Here is a 16,362-nt window from a genome sequence, read left to right on the forward strand (position 1 = left end):
TCCGCCAGTATTCGGTTTTTCTTCTGGCTTAACTTCTCCGCCAGTATTCGGTTTTTCTTCTGGCTTAACTTCTCCGCCAGTATTCGGTTTTTCTTCTGGCTTAACTTCTCCGCCAGTATTCGGTTTTTCTTCTGGCTTAACTTCTCCACCAGTATTCGGTTTTTCTTCTGGCTTAACTTCTCCACCAGTGTTCGGTTTTTCTTCTGGCTTAACTTCTCCGCCAGTGTTTGGTTTTTCTTCTGGCTTAGTCTCTTTCTCTATTACATTAATAGAATTAAATAAAAACTGACTATATTGTTCTCGTGTTACAACTGATGTTGGTGAATACATTTTACCACCTGTACCAATCGTAACGCCCTTCTCTTCTAAAGCACCAATTGCCTTGTACGACCAAGAGTTTTTATCAACATCTACAAATGATGTATTTTTAGTTCCCTCAAATTTGAAAGCATTTGTAAGTACCTGCGCCATTTGTTCGCGAGTTAAGATATCATCCGGGCCAAATTCCCCTTCTCCATACCCCTTAATAATACCAAGTTTAGCAAGTGCTAGAATCTCTTTTTCAAACATATGCCCTTTAATATCGCTAAATGGGTTTTTGAAATTACCCGCATCCGCTGGCTTTAAGTAGTTGTAGATCATGCGAGCAACTTGTCCACGAGTTACATTATCGCCAAAACCAAACTGTCCATTACCGTAACCAACAACAATATTTCTATTCGCTAAGTTTGTGATTGCTTTAGTCGCCCAGTGGTTATTTGGTACATCATAGAATGATATAGTATCAGCTTTAACTTCAGCTGGCTTGATATGGTCAACATTGATTCCCATACCCGTTCCCATCATTGTTAATGCTGCCGTTGTAGTTAGAATTGTTTTTTTCATGATAAATCCTCCAGTTTAATATTTCATCTTAATATACCTATAATACAAAATATATTACCACTGTAACAATACTAGCGACATAAAACCAGCAATTATAGAGATTGCTGCCGGAAAACGGTAACTCATACTGATTATTTTCAAACCTTCTGTTGTTAGTTCAATGCTAATCTTCAGAAATTTAAAGGAATGGTAGCCGCTTATTGTTCTGGTAAATATATATTTTTTTACAAACAATAAAATCACAATTAACCCATATATTACTGCTGATAAAATGAATACTGTTACATGTAATAAAATCGGTATCAATAGCCAATGTATCTTCAAAGACCCTAAGATATATAAATACATAGATGAAATCACTATCATTTTTGTATCTCCAGGCGAAAACTTAGCCAATGGCATTTTTTCTCTAATTAACACACCAATTATTAATGCAACAATTGCGATTACGAGTAGAGCTAACACATTCTTATTCTGAATTACACAAAGAACTATTGAAAGACTAAAAAATATTAAGTGCCAATAGTTTTTAGTAATCAGATACTTTAAATCCATAAAAACATTTAAACTCATGTAAACTGTATATAATATCAAGGTGTTCACGAATTTTTAACATCACCACCTATAAAATCTAATTTCTTATAATTAGCGATTTTGAAGTCTACTTGAGAATAATCAATTTGTATAAAGTAAAAGAATAAAATTTTGTCAATTATGGCTAGATTGACGACCTCGTATGAGGCTGTTATAAGTTATTCCCACTCTAACTTATAACAGCCTCACACAGCACAACGTTTTCGGCATGTACGAAGAACCTCGTATATCTACCTTTTGATATTGATCGCTTCATCGAAACGTCTTCTTGGGATATTTCTCACGATTATATCAATCAGATTATCGATACACTGTTAAATTACGGCCACAGATGAGTTTTAAGTTCCACTCACCAAACTCTACTCGTCGACCTAACCCTCTAGTGACCATATCAAGGGCGGCACGCAATATTCATTTATCAAAGGATCAATTTGTGCTGTTTACAAAATTCCAAGTGGAATCCCCACCAAAAGATATTTCATTCTAACGGAATCTTAAAATACTCTCACAGCACACTTCAAAATCGCTAAACTTCAACTTACTCTGCAATCTTTTTGGGTTTTCTTATCACTACAAGCTCATCTTCTGGATTTTTCCTTTTAGCAATAAGGTTATTATTTTTATCCACTACTGATCGTACCTTATAATACACTTGAGCTATTTTTACGATTTCCCCTGTTTTATTTTCGATAGCGACAGCACCTCTTAACTGATATGTTTTCCCATCAAAAGTTTTTACAGAGTGAGCTTTACAAGATACATCATAAAATGTAAGCCTACTTTCTTTTTCCATAAACTCCCCCCTTTGAAGGTATTTTCTATCAATAAAAGAAAAATAATAATAAAATAATATTTTTTTATCTTATCACTGCTTATAAACCCGTCTTATCATTTACAATAGACAAGGGTATACATAATGATAAAAAGTAAATGTTTGAAAGCGATTAGTTAATGAGGTTATTTATCCTCAAGTTTGGCATGATACAAACTAGATTCGAACAGTCTTTCAAGAGGTTCTTTTAAATATGTACTTATTGTCCTAGCTCTTTTTGCATTAACACCACTTCTGCCTGTTTCAATGCTATAAAGAGTATTTTCTGGAATATTAGTACCTATTGAAAGTTCTCGTACAGTTAGGTCCTTTTCTTCCCTAACTTTTCGCAAAACTGTCGATTTAGTTTTATTTGACAAAGCCAAATACTCACCTCCTTGTCTATATTCTATTTGATTATCAATCAAACGTCAACTGTTTGATGAAGCTTTTTTATTCTCACGGAATAAAACAGGTTAGGTGACATCTACTAATCGCAATAACATACGAAAGGTTGATTGGATTGGAAGATAACATTTTTGGTAGAAATTTAAGGAATTTAAGGAATTTACAGGGGTTAAGCTTAAACGCATTAGGTAAAGAACTTGGCGTAACAGGAAGCGCAATATCAAGTTGGGAACTTGGTAATAAAGAACCAAATTTTGATATGCTGAAAAAGGTATCCAGTTATTTCCAAGTTAGCATCGATTATATGTTAAACTACCAAGTTTTTGACGATGAAGCACAAAGAAAAGAAGTAGTTTCTCAATTAGCTAATGAAATATACGAAAGGTACAAAAATATCCCAGATAGCAAAAAGCCTATGGTTAAGCAAGAATTAATCAAATATGTGAATTACTTAAATTTCACAGCACAAGCTGACGTTGAAGAATTAAAACCAGATAATGAAAAATAAGTGGGTAGGGTATCTGTTACAGGATACTCTACTCTTTATTTTCAATTTTTCGAAGTACATCTAGAATCTTATAGAAAAATTCCACTGGATTTTCTTGATTATTTAGTACATCTTCAAATAAATCTTTTTCCATTTGTTGTTCAATGAACTGTTGATCAATTTCTTTATATTGCATATGCATAAATCTCCCTCCACTGAATATTACATTTAATCAGATTACGGAATTCATTTAAATTCGACATAGAAATTTTGGTGACATTAAACACGAAATACGATAAATAAAAATATAACGGTTGAACGATATTGTTTGTACAATTGAATTTCGTTCAACCGTCATACAAATAGCTATTCTTTCATAAGCTCTTCGGTCTTTATCCCAAGAGCTTCAGCTATTTTCTTGATATTTTGATAAGTAGGGTATTTTCTTTCCCCACTTTCAATTTGCGAAATTGTCGGTTGTGGAACACCAGATTTTTTTGCTAAATCTATTTGAGTCCAGCCTTTCTTCAACCTCGCCTCTCTAATCATAGTCATCATTGTATTCAGCCCCTTAATATTCGATATCGAATAATTAAATTACTGTATAAATGATACGGGCATAAAATAAATTCGGGAAGGGTTAAAAAAATACCCCTTCCCGAATAGGAATTTAAATGTTAAAATATAATATTTTAGCGATTTTAAACTATCACTTTTTTATTTTACTATTAATCATTTTAAATTGTTTTTTTATAGTTTCCACTGATTTAAACAACATATCAGCGATTTGATTCCTATTTAACCCTTTTTCTTTTAACTTATATACCTCCCTCTCCGAAGGGGTTAAAACACTAATTTTCCTTTCTGTTTTCAAAGCATTAACAAGTGTAAAAGAAACATCCGAATGAATACTTACCTTACCTTGATATGCATCTCTAATTGTACCTGGAATGTCTCTATATGAGGTTTTAGTCACATAATTTATAGCGCCATTATCGAATGCTTCCAAAATGATTTCTTGTTCTTCCCAAGAAGTCAACATGATAATATTTTTAAAACCTCTATCATTCCAATGATTTGCAACCTCTAATCCATTTAAATTTTCATTATCACTTGAATCAGATAATGTTAAATCCAGTAGTATCACATCTATATTTTTGATATTTATTGAAAAAGCCTCTTCTTTTGTCGTAGCTTTTTCAATAACTGTTAAATCATTTTCCTTCTCTATATACTCACACAAACACTTCATCCATACTGGATCATCTTCAACAACGGCCAATCTAATTATAGTCATCCCTTACGATCTCCCATCTATATTAAATTGTTCATTAATTTTAAGAACCCTCCTGGCTGGAAGTGACAAAGTAAATGTAGTCCCTTGATCAACTTTACTCTTAATAGAAATATCGCCACCATGCTTCTGCATTACGTTATAGGAGTATGTAAGACCTAATCCATAGTTCCCTTTCGTACCTTTGGTACTAAAGAAAGGATTTAGTACCTGATCTAGTTTGTCTTTTGGAATCCCTTTCCCACTATCAGTAATATCTATATATACTTTTCGTCTAGTTTTATAAAGCTTAACTAATAATCTCCCGTCATTACCCATTGCTTCTAAAGCGTTCTTAATGATATTTAATAAGGTTTCTTGTATATGTATGGGATCACCGTGTACTTTTACATCTACTTCATACTGCTTAATAACCTGTACATTTGAATTTAAATACGGTTGAAGCAAAGCTAATGTAGATTCAATATTATCTGATAGCCAAAATTGTGATTCCTTTAAATTCATAACGTCTAATTTACTTTGGATACGAGCTGAAAGTTCTAAAACATGTTGAGTACTATTAAGGGCTAACTCTATACTCTCATTAGCTTTTTTAGTTAAATTATGTTCTTTTAACTGACTGACTAAAAAATCAATTTTTGCTATTTCATTTTTGATTGTATGATTCAATAATGCGGTTCCAGATGCAACAGCCTTCATAGTGGTATCTCTATGCTGCCTTTCGAAACGAATTTTAACATCTAAAAAACCATATCTTATAATAAGGTACCCAAATATAACAAACTGAAAGGCAATAACCAATGGATTATAAAACCATATATCCTTTATACCCAAAGCTTCCAAAATAATATTTGTAACCAAGGCAAAAGTATTTACCGGAAGAATAACTACACATGTAAATATTTTATTTTTCTTTATAGCTGGCCTTGTCTCGCCAAAGGTAGAATAAATCATTAATATATTTGTTCCCATAACATAAGGAACTGTCCAATAAGCCAAAATGACATAATGGGTTTTAAACTCAGGATATATTTGATCAATACTATACATATAGAAGACTGGAATTAAAAAGAATACATTCCTTAGTATTCTTTTTAGATGTGAATTAGTCCTAAACACTCCTGAAAACACAACTCCAAACATCCAGATAGCATAAGGCGTTAAATAATGTCCCCATGATGTTGCAATTGCATCTATCCATAAAATTAATTCTGGACGATCTGGCCCTATTCCGAGCATCACTCCTAAACCGCCAAATCCACCAAACAGGGCAATTGCACTCGCCCACCGTGTTTCTTCATTTTTAGGATTAGTTAGAAATAATATGGCTGCCATCATCCACAGCAAAAACACCAGTACTATCATATACACACCCCCATATTATTCGTTTTCGAATATTCGTTTTCGAATAAATCCTATGGTGTCCAATGCAATTTGTTTTCTTTTAAGTACAATTCCAGCATGACCACAGTTATAAATATATCGCATAGGTTTATTCCATGCTTCCCAAAGATAACTTGTATCCTTCATATGTACGTATTGATCATACTTTGCTGAAATCAATAGAATATTCTCCTGATTCATTATTGGAGTAGCTTGACTTGGTTCGGTAATTTCCCAACTCTCCACGAGTTCTTCATATGTAACACCATGAACAGACAAATCCTTTTTAATATATTTCCCTGGATTTGTATTCCAGATTGAATATGAAAGACGATTTGCATAAAAAACAGAGGTCAATACATCAATTTCCGGTTCAACTAATGCCGTTAAATTAGTAATAAAACCACCCAAACTCACACCTATTAAAATTACAGGTCCTTTTTTATTCTTCTTGATCCAATGAATCAATCCTCTTAGATCAACAACCGCTTGTTGTGTAGATTTGACAGTACGTTGTATGTTCGCACTTACCATATACTCACCACTAAACAATGATTCTTCCGGTTCTCTAGCAAAATGATAAGGTAGAGTAAAATAATATAAATTCCAATCTAAATCTATCATTTTTTCATGAAAGATTTTTTTCACACGTTCATTACTATCCATACGCCAGCCATGAACAAAAATAACATTAGGCGCATCCTCATTTTTATTTAAATAAGCTTCACCGCTTACCAGATCATTAAACGGGTTGCCACTTTCTATTAGACTTTGATATTCAAATTTAGCGATTTCATATTTTTGTAAATCCGACACTTCATAATAAAATTGAATATCAATTGATTGATCTACTTTATAAAACTCATTAATATCTTCAAAATCCATCTCCGCCCCCCCCGAAAATTGATATTCCTTGCTTCTTTTTTTATGCAAATCATAAAGCGCGCATAAATCTATTAACTTTGAAAACAACAATTTCATTATCCCCCCAAATGTATTTAAATAAAAAAAGCTCACCAACTATAAAAAGTATTCTTTCTTACAAAAATACTAGATTATAATCAATCTGCTCATCAGATCTTAGCATTATATAATTTGTACTCCATTAAATCAAAAGGTAGAAATCCCCTTTTTTTCCCTTAATAAGATATATAGAAAAGGTAATTAAATCCGGATTAATCAAACAGACGAACCAAACCTAGTCACTAGGTTGATATTTCATAAAAAAAAAGATAAAATATATAACATAATGTATATAATTAAAAAAGAGATTTATGATATAGTTATTTCATATAAACAGGAAATTAAGTTCAATTCATTTAAAAAAAGACAAAAAATAAAACTCCACCCACCGTTTTCAATTGATTCGAAGTTTGGCGACTAGATCAATTGAAAACCCACGTTAGCAGAGTTTTTTAACAAAATTAATATTATGGTTAAATTATATCATAACTAATGAAGTTTTGTGAATAAAAAACTCGCTAATTTTCCGATATTGGGCTGGAAATATTAGGGAGGTTTTTTCGTGTTATTAAAAAATTTTTTATTAAGCAAAGCAAAACGAGAACTAAGTCCTCAACTGGATCGTATATCCACTAAACCAGGAAATATTAATAAAGCCGTAAAAAAAATTCTAAAGGAGATTGATAGCATTCTTTTAGAAGAACAGGGCTTTACTACTGAAGACATTTCTTTACAAACTCCTCGTAAGTACAAAGGACTTGAAACAATTTTATCTTATCTTGTTCACGAAGGTTTTTCTTGTGTGAAACAGGATGTGATAGCCCAAAAAGCGGGAATTTCAAAACCCCTTATCAATGAAACTCTTTCCTGGCTAGAAAAACTTGGTATCTGCCAACAAATTAGAAATCGTAAAGCTGGAAAGAAAGGTCCTTCTGTATACATTTTAACAATACATAATAATTATCAAAAAATCATAGATTACTTTAAACACAAATGGCATCTAGCAATTGAGATAACAGAAACTATCTCAAACTTAATATTCAAGTGGACTCTATTAAAAGAAAAAAAAGAAGAAGTTACAGACGAACAAGTAGATACAGATCCAAAACAAGAAGAAGCTAATGAGCAAAGTGAAGAACCTAAAGACTATTTTGCTAGAAAAGAAGATTTCAATGAATATTTAAGTAAAGATCAACAAAGAGCATGGCACTATATTATGAGTTCTCCATTTACTAATCTGTCTGAAAAAGATGCATATGCAATTGCAAATAGAATGCCACCAGATATCGACAGAGATGCTTGGTATTTCTTCAGACAAGCTGCCGATCGTTTTGAAGCTAGTAAAGCTGATAAGAGTAATGCTGCTTATTTCATTGAAATATTTAGCCAAAACTATAAATCTTATTTAAAACGTAAAAAAGAAGAAGATGAAAAATATGTTTCATCTTTATCAAAACCAAAACAAAAGTTAATAATTTACGATTTTATCAAAGGGGAATAATCTTACTTAAAATCGCCATTTTTATAGCCTTGTTTAAAAATTATAGCAAAACAAGGCTATTTGTCATGCGCTTATATTATCCCCTAAATACCTCTCATACTTCACATCCAAATCAATTAAAAATAATAGTAAATTTTTAACATATAATGGAAAAACACAATAAGATAACCCACTAAAATCATCGTAATAAATAGACAGAAAATTTAGATACCTCCTGTGTTTCTACCAAATAACTACTAAGAAAAAAAATCAAACTTCTTGTTAGAGTAAGGATGAAGTGCCATTTTTAATTCCTAATGTATTTAATGGTTTTAATTTTTAAAACAAGATTTATTAAATAAAAGAATCTTATCATCATTCATCAATTTATTTATTAACACCATTTGTCATTCTCCCTACTGTTTCCCTAATCCTCGCTAAAATAGACACCCTATATTAGTGCATATAAATATCAAACCTATACATTCTCCCTAAACTTCGCTAAATAGTCTGTTTTCGATTTTCAACAAAATCAGTGGTTCTTCCTTCTAAAAGTACAAAAAACTGTTACAACCAAATCTAGAAGTTTATAACAAAGTTTATTAGACACTGTCATACCCAAATGTTTCAATTTGTTGCAACAACGATCTTCCATATCTCCCGGATTTTCATATAATCTGCCCACTTTACAACTGACATACAAATCATAATCAGAAAGACATCTAACGGTAATCAAATTGTTATCGAATCGATACCTGAAACATAATGTATAACTCCCTCTCACCGGGAGTTATAGAAAAATAACAAATAAAATACTAATTAGTTACAATGAAGGTATCAAAAAGTAATTCGTAGGTTATCTTTTGGTGATTTTTATTGTGTTTTTTTGTTGTGTCACCCAAAGGAGTGTGTTACAATTACAATAAGGTATCGAAAAGTAATCTTTTTATAACCAATAAGGTTTCGAAAAAAATTCATATAGTAATGAAATAGTAAACAAAAGGAGATGTGTTTTATGAGTATGTTATTTAACCTAAAAGCGGATATTGGAAATAGTAAAGTTAAGTTCAAAATTGAAGATAAGATTGAAAAAGTACCTAGCGTATACAAACGTTTGTTTAAACCTCTTGATCCAAGTGAAACGAATATTGAAAAATGTGTTGTGAATTTACTAGATGAATTACAGGTACATATTACAAGCAATACAATAAAGCGTAGTGGTCAATTTTTAGTTGGTAAACGTGCGATGAATTTTGCTAAGGATACAACAACAATGGATATTGAAGAAGGTGGAAAACATGAAGATGATCTACCGATTATTCATTTAGTTAGTATTGTAGCTGCAAAGGCAATCCAAAAGGAATTTGGAGAAACTAAAACCTTACCAGCAACACTTGATGTAAAAGTAAAACTAACTACAGCTATACCAGCAAGTGAATGGAAACCAGAACACGCTAGAGTATTAGAAAAACGATTAGTAGAAAAGCCACACATTGCAATTGTAGATGTTGCTGAAGAGAAGGTAACTGTAACAGTTAGTTTTGAACAAGTAACTGTTACTCGTGAAGGGATTCCGCCATTGTATCGAATGATTCGCGCGATTGCTGATGGTGAGAATAAGATGTTTAAAAAATACGTGGAATTTTGTGAACAAGAACTAAAATATACCGAAGAAGAAATCCAAAAAATGTTAACACTCGAAGTGTTTTCAGCAAAGAAAATCCTGCATGCTGATATTGGTGATGGTACAACAGAGTACATTTATACAGAAGGATTAAACCCTAAACCTGATTCATGTACAGGTGAACGCCGAGGTATCGGACATGCTTTGTTAGAAGCAATAAAACTTTTACAGAATAACAGACCAGGGGTTGGAGAAATTACCCGTCAACAATTTGCTGAGATTTTATTACATGAGGAACACAAATTCTATCAAGAAGCTAAAGAGTTTTTCTATGAGACTCGTTATGTTCAAGCTGAGAATATTTTACGCGATATTCGTAATAAATACAGAAATAATACAGCAAGTGAAGCCGAAGTCATTGCGATTTACGGAGGAGGATCAATTGCACTAGAAGAGGATTTGGAAAAAGAATTAGTATCATTCTGTAAGAGAAATAAATTAGAATTACTATGGATTCCTGCTGAATATGCTGTTGACATGAATATTGAAGGCTTAGATGTACTAGAAAAAGAAGTGTTAGTTTAGGTTGGTGTTAGATTATGAAGGCAAAAACAAAACCAGAACAATATGGATGGAAATTAAAAAAAGTAAATGATCCAGAATTTTGGGATTGGTACGAAAACCAAGATAATATAGGTGAATCATTGTTTACTTTAATAAAGTTTTTTATAAAACAATATGGAACGGTAGACGTAAAAAGCTTTGAAGCACAGCAAGAAATGCATAGAGATTTGTTGATGAAAGATGAATTTTATCAAGAGTTCAACAAAATGAAAAATTTATTACAAGATAATACAGTTGTTTCTAAAGTGATCACTGAACAACCTTCTGTTCAAAATATTGAACCCTCAAAAGGTGAATCTGTAAAAAAAGAGGAATCAATTAAAGAAGAAACAAAAGAAGAAGTGAAACAAGAAACATCAGCACCGAATATATTTGGTGCTGTAAATCGCGATAATATTGTTTGAATATGTGCATCAAAACTATTAAACAGAAATGTAATTGGTCATGATCCATACGAGATATATGTACAAGATTATGAACAAAAAAAGTACAAGGATATTGAAGTAAAAATGCTAGTTGTCCGTAAAGGGCAACTAGCATTTTTTTATGAGAGAGTAATAGTGAGGACAGCTGACATAATATTATAGTGTGATCTAGAGATCAGTTATATAGGTAGGATATATACAGAGATAATATATATGTACAAGCTATGTGATATATATTATATGCAAGGAACGATGGATGGTGTTTCGTACCGAAATACGAAAGATGTTGAGTTGGATTTGGATGATGGAATATGGAATGAATGGGCTGCCGGCCGCCGGGGATTTACTGTAGTTAAAAGACTAATAGCCTTTCGATTAGTTACAGTATTCGTAGAATACAGTTACTATCTCAAGGATAACTTCAGTAATCTTGATCTTTATAAGAATTAGAATCTACCTTGATATAATAGGATTTTAGTATAGAATAGCTATAGGAATAGGCACAGAACTAATTTACAAGTATTCTTACGCCTATTCCTATAGCTATTCTATTCATTTCTATAGTAATTCCATAAGTAATTCTTAAATATATTCTAAACTTATTCCTTAGTGTATTCTATTTGAAATATCGAAGGTATTATTTGAGAAATTGATGTTTTCATCACTGATCCACTTCGATATTAATGCGAATAAAGGGTTAAATGTACTCATGAAACATTCGTATTAAAAATAAATTGAATTTTCAGAACTAACCACGTAATGGAACTAAAATAACCTATGATCAGGAGTAAAGAAAACACATCCCCTCATTCTTTTAGATGATGCTTCGCGACGAAAAAAACAAGAAAAGAAGAAGGAGAACATAAAAGAGACAAGAAACCCCTATTGCATTGTGTAAGATTTTTGGCGTATAATTGCGGTACACGATTTTTAGGAATGAGAGGTATATAAAAATGAATTACGAAGCAAGTGTTAGCATGTTTTTGTCTTCACTCAAGAATCGCGGGCGTAAGGAGTCTACTCTCCAAAGATATCAATACGATCTATCCATTTTTGTCTCCTGGATTAAAAAAAGACACCCATCTCCTTCTCATGAAGTCTTTCAATCTTTCGATACAAATGCATTATTTAGTTTCTTAAATGCCCTTAAAAAAGATCGTAGGGCTTCTCTTTCCAATATAAAAAGAATCAAAGGTGTAGTAATTAATTTCCTACAGTTTCACGGTAATACAAACGATTTAAAAAGCGATGCTGCCCCACCACCTCTTACATCAAAAAATTTCGCTTCTGATAAGGAAATACGCAAACTAATGCGCACAATAAAAAGTTTAGATGGACTATCAAAATACCAAGCATCCGGAAGAATACATATCCTGAACCGAAATATCCTATTAGTTCGGTTCATGCTAAAGTACGGTTTATCTATTCAGGACATCGTTTCGCTATCCATGTGCGATTTAAAACTTAGTGAGAGTATAATTACCCCAGGACAAACAAGTGCGTTTAAACGCACCGTAAAGCTATCTAAAAAAGATAGAGAATTAGTCCTAGACTATTTAAATGACATTCCTGAAACGATACGGCCAAAACAACATAGTAACGATCCATTATTTGTAGCTTTTGATTTCGGACCACAAACATTTCGTTGGAGTTATGAGAAAGATGCTCCCGCTGCATTAACGAAAATTGGTGTACAAAGGATGCTTCAAAAAGAAATTAAACGCGCAAGTATCCACGTTACTCCCACAACGTTACGGAACCGTTGGATACTAAATGCCTTACAAAAAGGAATAACGCCGGTAGAGATCAAGTTACATCTTGGTTTAAAAAGCATTGAAGCGCTACATCGTTATGTTGTGTTTTGGAACGATATGGAGAAATCTACTTAATACGGTAAATGAAATTTCAGATTACCTTTAAATTGTAGTAAACTGTTATTATATATAACAATAGGAGGATTTAATGATGTTACCGAAATTAGATGCTAGATGTGAAAAATGTAATGGTTATGGGATTGAGTGGAATAAAACTTTTGATAGAGCTGTAGATAGAGTAATGGATACCCAAGGTTTGAGTTTTTATGATTCTGTAAATCAAGTACGTGGTAATAGTATGTATGAAGAAGATTATAATTTATGCGTACCTTGTAATGGTACTGGTAAGAAAGAATAGTTGTAATTTAGTTTTCAATCCCTGCAAATTATGTGGGGATTTTTTTAAAAAAAGACACTTTTTTATGTGTCTTTAAAATAGTACTGGTATATACGGCCATGCTTTATATATTATAATTATTAATACAGCTAAGATTCCTAATCCAATAATCCCCCTAATTTCAGATGGAATAGCTTTTGGGATATAGTTTGCTATAACATGACAAATTATAAGCATTATGATAAAAACTAAAGCTACTTTTGCTAGTGAATCGGTAATCTCTGTTGGTACTTTTACTGAACTGAAATCCATATTATTTTCCTTTCGAATATAAAATATAATATATATATATAATACAATGTATTTTCAATAAAGAAAAGAAACCCTATTAACCTCTAGGAGACATCAAATGATGGATTACACACAAAAGAAAAGATAATCGGCTTAAAATTACAATCTCGGTGAATAAATTAATTCTTTTACTAGGGTCACCATATCGAAAAAAAAATTGTACGGTTAGACATGATTTGGACAAGAATCAGCCGATTTCTTAACGTACAGGGAATCGGCTTTTATTTTTAATATGGTACATGAAATTTTATTATAAAACTAAAAAAGCCCCTTTAGGAGCTTTCACTATTTTACTAGATATTGTTGCAATTCTTGAATTATCGTTTCTGCACCTTCTGGACTAAGAACGATTTTTCCACCTACTAAAGATATATTTTTATCTGAAACATCTCCTGTAATCATACATGCTTGTTGTGATTTATACTTCTGTAAAATGATTTTGTCACCTTCAACAAAAATTTCCATAGGATCTTTTTCTGCAACTCCTAAAGTACGTCTTAACTCAATCGGAATTACTACTCGACCTAATTCATCAACTTTTCTTGTTATTCCTGTAGATTTCATAAACTCCCACCTTTTCGTTTAATAGTGTTATTTTAATAGAAAATCAACACAAAATAAAAACATAAGCAACCAAAAAGTAATCATCATAATAAAAATATTTTCACAACCTTCATAGAAAGAAAATGACTGTTCTTCACTTTTCATAAAGAACCCCTTCTATATATTAATAAATTCTTAGAACCGCAAATCTATCAATAAACAAATCTATTATTTATACCAGAATAAAAATTGAATAATATTATTCAATTGGAGGCATTTATGACTACTATAAACGCTGTAACTCAGGAGTTACATAAAGCATTCGATTTATTTAATGAGCGTTTTTTTGAAAATAAGCTCCCTACACCCGCAATTACAATCCAAACCTCCAGGCATAACAAACTAAGTATGGGATGGTGCTCTGTTTACCCTATTTGGACTGATAAAAAAGGTGATACCAAACGATACGAAATTAATATAAGCGCTGAATATGTTGATCAAGACTTTTTTGAAACTATGGATACTCTCATGCACGAAATGGTTCATCTTTATAATATTGTCCATGATATCCAAGATTGCTCACGAAACGAAACATATCACAATAAACACTTTAAAAATCGCGCTATAAAAAGTGGATTCGAATATGAAGATGAAAAGCCTGATCCTAAGTATGGATGGTCCTTCGCAAGACTATCACAAACAACAAAAGATATTATTAATCAAATGGATATTAATCAAACTGTTTTCTCTATTGCTAGACGCCTTCCCCGCTACTTACAACCAGTAGACAGTAGCAATAATCTTGGAAATAACAATTCCAGAATCACTCCTGGTACAGAAACTGAATTTGAAATACCAGACTTACCAACTGTAGCAAAAAAAACCACCTGGAAATGGACTTGTCCTGGGTGTGGTGTAATCGTTCGATCAACAAAGCCACATGTTCATATAAAATGTGGCGACTGTAATCAAACCTTAGTAGGTGAATAAAGATTATTAAGTTAATCTATAACACTAAATAACAATGTAGATTCTTATATTTTTTGCATATTGGCCACTTTCCTCCAAAAAAGCTTATTTGAACTTCTAAGTATCTTTTTGTTATAATTGTCATAAAGATATTACAGTAATATTTGTTTGTATATAATAAAAAGAAGAGGTGCACTAACACCTCTTCTAGTAACTGATTTCTTAAACGATCGGTTGCTATATCTTATTTCCCTTGAGAATCGTCTTCTTGCTGGCCGGCATTTGAGACGATTCTTTTATTTGATTTATCTTTGATTTTATCAACAAGTTTATCTGCGTATGCTGCTAAAACTATTGTTAAAGCTCCCTGTACAGGATCATGAAATAAATCATTTAAGTAATAAAATACTTCCGTTATGTCCATCTTCGCACCTCCTTCCACCTCAAAAATGTTAGAGAAAGGATAGCCACACGATCGTCTTTCGATATTTAATAGAAATATTATCATAAAATTAATGATAACAGTTTTAACACATTAAGTTATTAAAAAACATTTCTATATTAACAGAATTCTACTAATTTAGATAAAATGAACACCGGATTCTTTAATGTACAAGTAATTAAAGCCCTGTTAGCCCCCTCATTTGAAATATCCGGAATTTTCTTCAAGCAACATCATATTGCCAACTTACCTCTCTCCTTTATAAAAAAGTTTTAACAGTTGAGGCTATACCTAATACACCGATAGAATTGCATTGGTGATTACTCTAAAATTTGCTTTAATACATCATATTCCGTACAGCTTGTACATTTTCTTACTTTTTTTCTTAGCTAAAAAATTTTTTCCTAAGTTTAAAAAAATGAGAAATAGGTCAAGATGTTGATGAGGTGATATAGGTGTACGGGTTGGGGAAAAAACGCACAAAATTCGGGAGATATCTTGATAAGAATGGTATAGCACAAATTGATTTAGAAAAAACATCTAAATTAAGTACAGGTACTATTTCTAAGCTTTGTAACAGTCAAAAATACAAACCAAAATTTTCTACGATAACACAAATCATTAAAGGATTACAGAAGTTAGGAAAAAAAATTGATGAAAAAGATTTTTGGATGTAAATAGAATTAAGAGGTGTACTATACTACAATAAACATTAAATAATTATCCAATATTTCTATTGATTTAGAATAAATATCCCTTACTAACAATTGAAATTTCCAATAAATTAATGTAATATTCTTTTGTCAGATACCTCCAGTGTAAATGTCAAGATAAACATGTACATTTTCGCTTGTTTAAGCATGTACAAAATCAATCATTTTCTTTGCTAAAATGATCTTTAATTCGATAGGATTGTCCTACAATACTG

At 31.8% G+C, this 16,362-nt stretch carries 19 protein-coding genes; 9 read left to right on the forward strand and 10 right to left on the reverse strand.

Annotated features, from left to right (window positions below; all coding sequences use genetic code 11):
* From ACS2CR_RS29360 to ACS2CR_RS29370, 3 genes are all read right to left on the reverse strand, one after another.
* Nucleotides 1-885 (reverse strand): S-layer homology domain-containing protein (locus ACS2CR_RS29360; RefSeq protein WP_438906116.1); only part of this gene is annotated, 885 nt, incomplete at its 3' end.
* A gap of 1,132 nt (nt 886-2,017) precedes the next feature.
* Nucleotides 2,018-2,272, reverse strand: coding sequence for a hypothetical protein (locus ACS2CR_RS29365; protein WP_000410281.1), 255 nt, complete (start codon nt 2,270-2,272; stop codon nt 2,018-2,020).
* A gap of 164 nt (nt 2,273-2,436) precedes the next feature.
* Nucleotides 2,437-2,676, reverse strand: a complete 240-nt coding sequence (locus ACS2CR_RS29370) for a helix-turn-helix transcriptional regulator (RefSeq protein WP_094398198.1) — start codon at nt 2,674-2,676, stop codon at nt 2,437-2,439.
* 137 nt (nt 2,677-2,813) lie between these two features.
* Between ACS2CR_RS29370 and ACS2CR_RS29375 the strand changes: the two genes are divergently transcribed.
* The gene (locus ACS2CR_RS29375) at nt 2,814-3,206 is read left to right on the forward strand and encodes a helix-turn-helix domain-containing protein (protein WP_002164815.1); all 393 of its coding nucleotides are present in this window, start codon (nt 2,814-2,816) and stop codon (nt 3,204-3,206) included.
* A 28-nt stretch (nt 3,207-3,234) separates the two neighbouring features.
* Here ACS2CR_RS29375 and ACS2CR_RS29380 read toward each other — a convergent pair whose 3' ends face one another.
* The 5 genes from ACS2CR_RS29380 to ACS2CR_RS29400 all read right to left on the reverse strand — a co-directional run bounded on the left by ACS2CR_RS29380 (nt 3,235) and on the right by ACS2CR_RS29400 (nt 6,837).
* Nucleotides 3,235-3,387, reverse strand: coding sequence for a hypothetical protein (locus ACS2CR_RS29380; RefSeq protein ID WP_000551114.1), 153 nt, complete (start codon nt 3,385-3,387; stop codon nt 3,235-3,237).
* A 164-nt stretch (nt 3,388-3,551) separates the two neighbouring features.
* Entirely contained in the window at nt 3,552-3,743 is a 192-nt protein-coding gene (locus ACS2CR_RS29385) for a helix-turn-helix domain-containing protein (protein ID WP_153602915.1), read from the reverse strand.
* Between the two features lie 151 nt (nt 3,744-3,894).
* Entirely contained in the window at nt 3,895-4,482 is a 588-nt protein-coding gene (locus ACS2CR_RS29390; protein ID WP_094398196.1) for a response regulator transcription factor, read from the reverse strand.
* Between the two features lie 3 nt (nt 4,483-4,485).
* Nucleotides 4,486-5,844, reverse strand: a complete 1,359-nt coding sequence (locus ACS2CR_RS29395) for a sensor histidine kinase (RefSeq protein WP_153602916.1) — start codon at nt 5,842-5,844, stop codon at nt 4,486-4,488.
* Nucleotides 5,845-5,859: 15 nt separating this feature from the next.
* Nucleotides 5,860-6,837, reverse strand: a complete 978-nt coding sequence (locus tag ACS2CR_RS29400; RefSeq protein WP_438906119.1) for an alpha/beta hydrolase — start codon at nt 6,835-6,837, stop codon at nt 5,860-5,862.
* Nucleotides 6,838-7,387: 550 nt separating this feature from the next.
* On the opposite strand from ACS2CR_RS29400, the gene ACS2CR_RS29405 reads away from it, so the two are divergent.
* From ACS2CR_RS29405 to ACS2CR_RS29430, 6 genes are all read left to right on the forward strand, one after another.
* Nucleotides 7,388-8,326 (forward strand): hypothetical protein, encoded by a 939-nt coding sequence (locus tag ACS2CR_RS29405; protein WP_325853263.1) that lies wholly within the window; start codon nt 7,388-7,390, stop codon nt 8,324-8,326.
* A gap of 994 nt (nt 8,327-9,320) precedes the next feature.
* The gene (locus ACS2CR_RS29410; protein ID WP_094398192.1) at nt 9,321-10,514 is read left to right on the forward strand and encodes a ParM/StbA family protein; all 1,194 of its coding nucleotides are present in this window, start codon (nt 9,321-9,323) and stop codon (nt 10,512-10,514) included.
* 14 nt (nt 10,515-10,528) lie between these two features.
* Nucleotides 10,529-10,957 (forward strand): hypothetical protein, encoded by a 429-nt coding sequence (locus tag ACS2CR_RS29415; protein WP_153602917.1) that lies wholly within the window; start codon nt 10,529-10,531, stop codon nt 10,955-10,957.
* A 234-nt stretch (nt 10,958-11,191) separates the two neighbouring features.
* The gene (locus ACS2CR_RS29420; protein ID WP_000277227.1) at nt 11,192-11,428 is read left to right on the forward strand and encodes a hypothetical protein; all 237 of its coding nucleotides are present in this window, start codon (nt 11,192-11,194) and stop codon (nt 11,426-11,428) included.
* Between the two features lie 503 nt (nt 11,429-11,931).
* Entirely contained in the window at nt 11,932-12,867 is a 936-nt protein-coding gene (locus ACS2CR_RS29425; RefSeq protein ID WP_153602918.1) for a site-specific integrase, read from the forward strand.
* A gap of 76 nt (nt 12,868-12,943) precedes the next feature.
* Entirely contained in the window at nt 12,944-13,150 is a 207-nt protein-coding gene (locus ACS2CR_RS29430) for a hypothetical protein (protein ID WP_194793494.1), read from the forward strand.
* A 615-nt stretch (nt 13,151-13,765) separates the two neighbouring features.
* Here ACS2CR_RS29430 and ACS2CR_RS29435 read toward each other — a convergent pair.
* The gene (locus tag ACS2CR_RS29435) at nt 13,766-14,044 is read right to left on the reverse strand and encodes an AbrB/MazE/SpoVT family DNA-binding domain-containing protein (protein WP_098673172.1); all 279 of its coding nucleotides are present in this window, start codon (nt 14,042-14,044) and stop codon (nt 13,766-13,768) included.
* Between the two features lie 258 nt (nt 14,045-14,302).
* On the opposite strand from ACS2CR_RS29435, the gene ACS2CR_RS29440 reads away from it, so the two are divergent.
* Complete coding sequence (locus ACS2CR_RS29440; protein WP_438906117.1) at nt 14,303-15,013, forward strand: SprT-like domain-containing protein; 711 nt, start codon at nt 14,303-14,305, stop codon at nt 15,011-15,013.
* A 223-nt stretch (nt 15,014-15,236) separates the two neighbouring features.
* Here ACS2CR_RS29440 and ACS2CR_RS29445 read toward each other — a convergent pair whose 3' ends face one another.
* Nucleotides 15,237-15,416, reverse strand: coding sequence for a hypothetical protein (locus tag ACS2CR_RS29445; RefSeq protein WP_438906118.1), 180 nt, complete (start codon nt 15,414-15,416; stop codon nt 15,237-15,239).
* 473 nt (nt 15,417-15,889) lie between these two features.
* Between ACS2CR_RS29445 and ACS2CR_RS29450 the strand changes: the two genes are divergently transcribed.
* Nucleotides 15,890-16,111, forward strand: a complete 222-nt coding sequence (locus ACS2CR_RS29450; protein WP_000274288.1) for a hypothetical protein — start codon at nt 15,890-15,892, stop codon at nt 16,109-16,111.
* Nucleotides 16,112-16,362: the final 251 nt, after the last annotated feature.

It is taken from the genome of Bacillus cereus group sp. BceL291 (genome assembly GCF_051776705.1).
In the GTDB taxonomy this organism is placed as follows: domain Bacteria; phylum Bacillota; class Bacilli; order Bacillales; family Bacillaceae_G; genus Bacillus_A; species Bacillus_A cereus.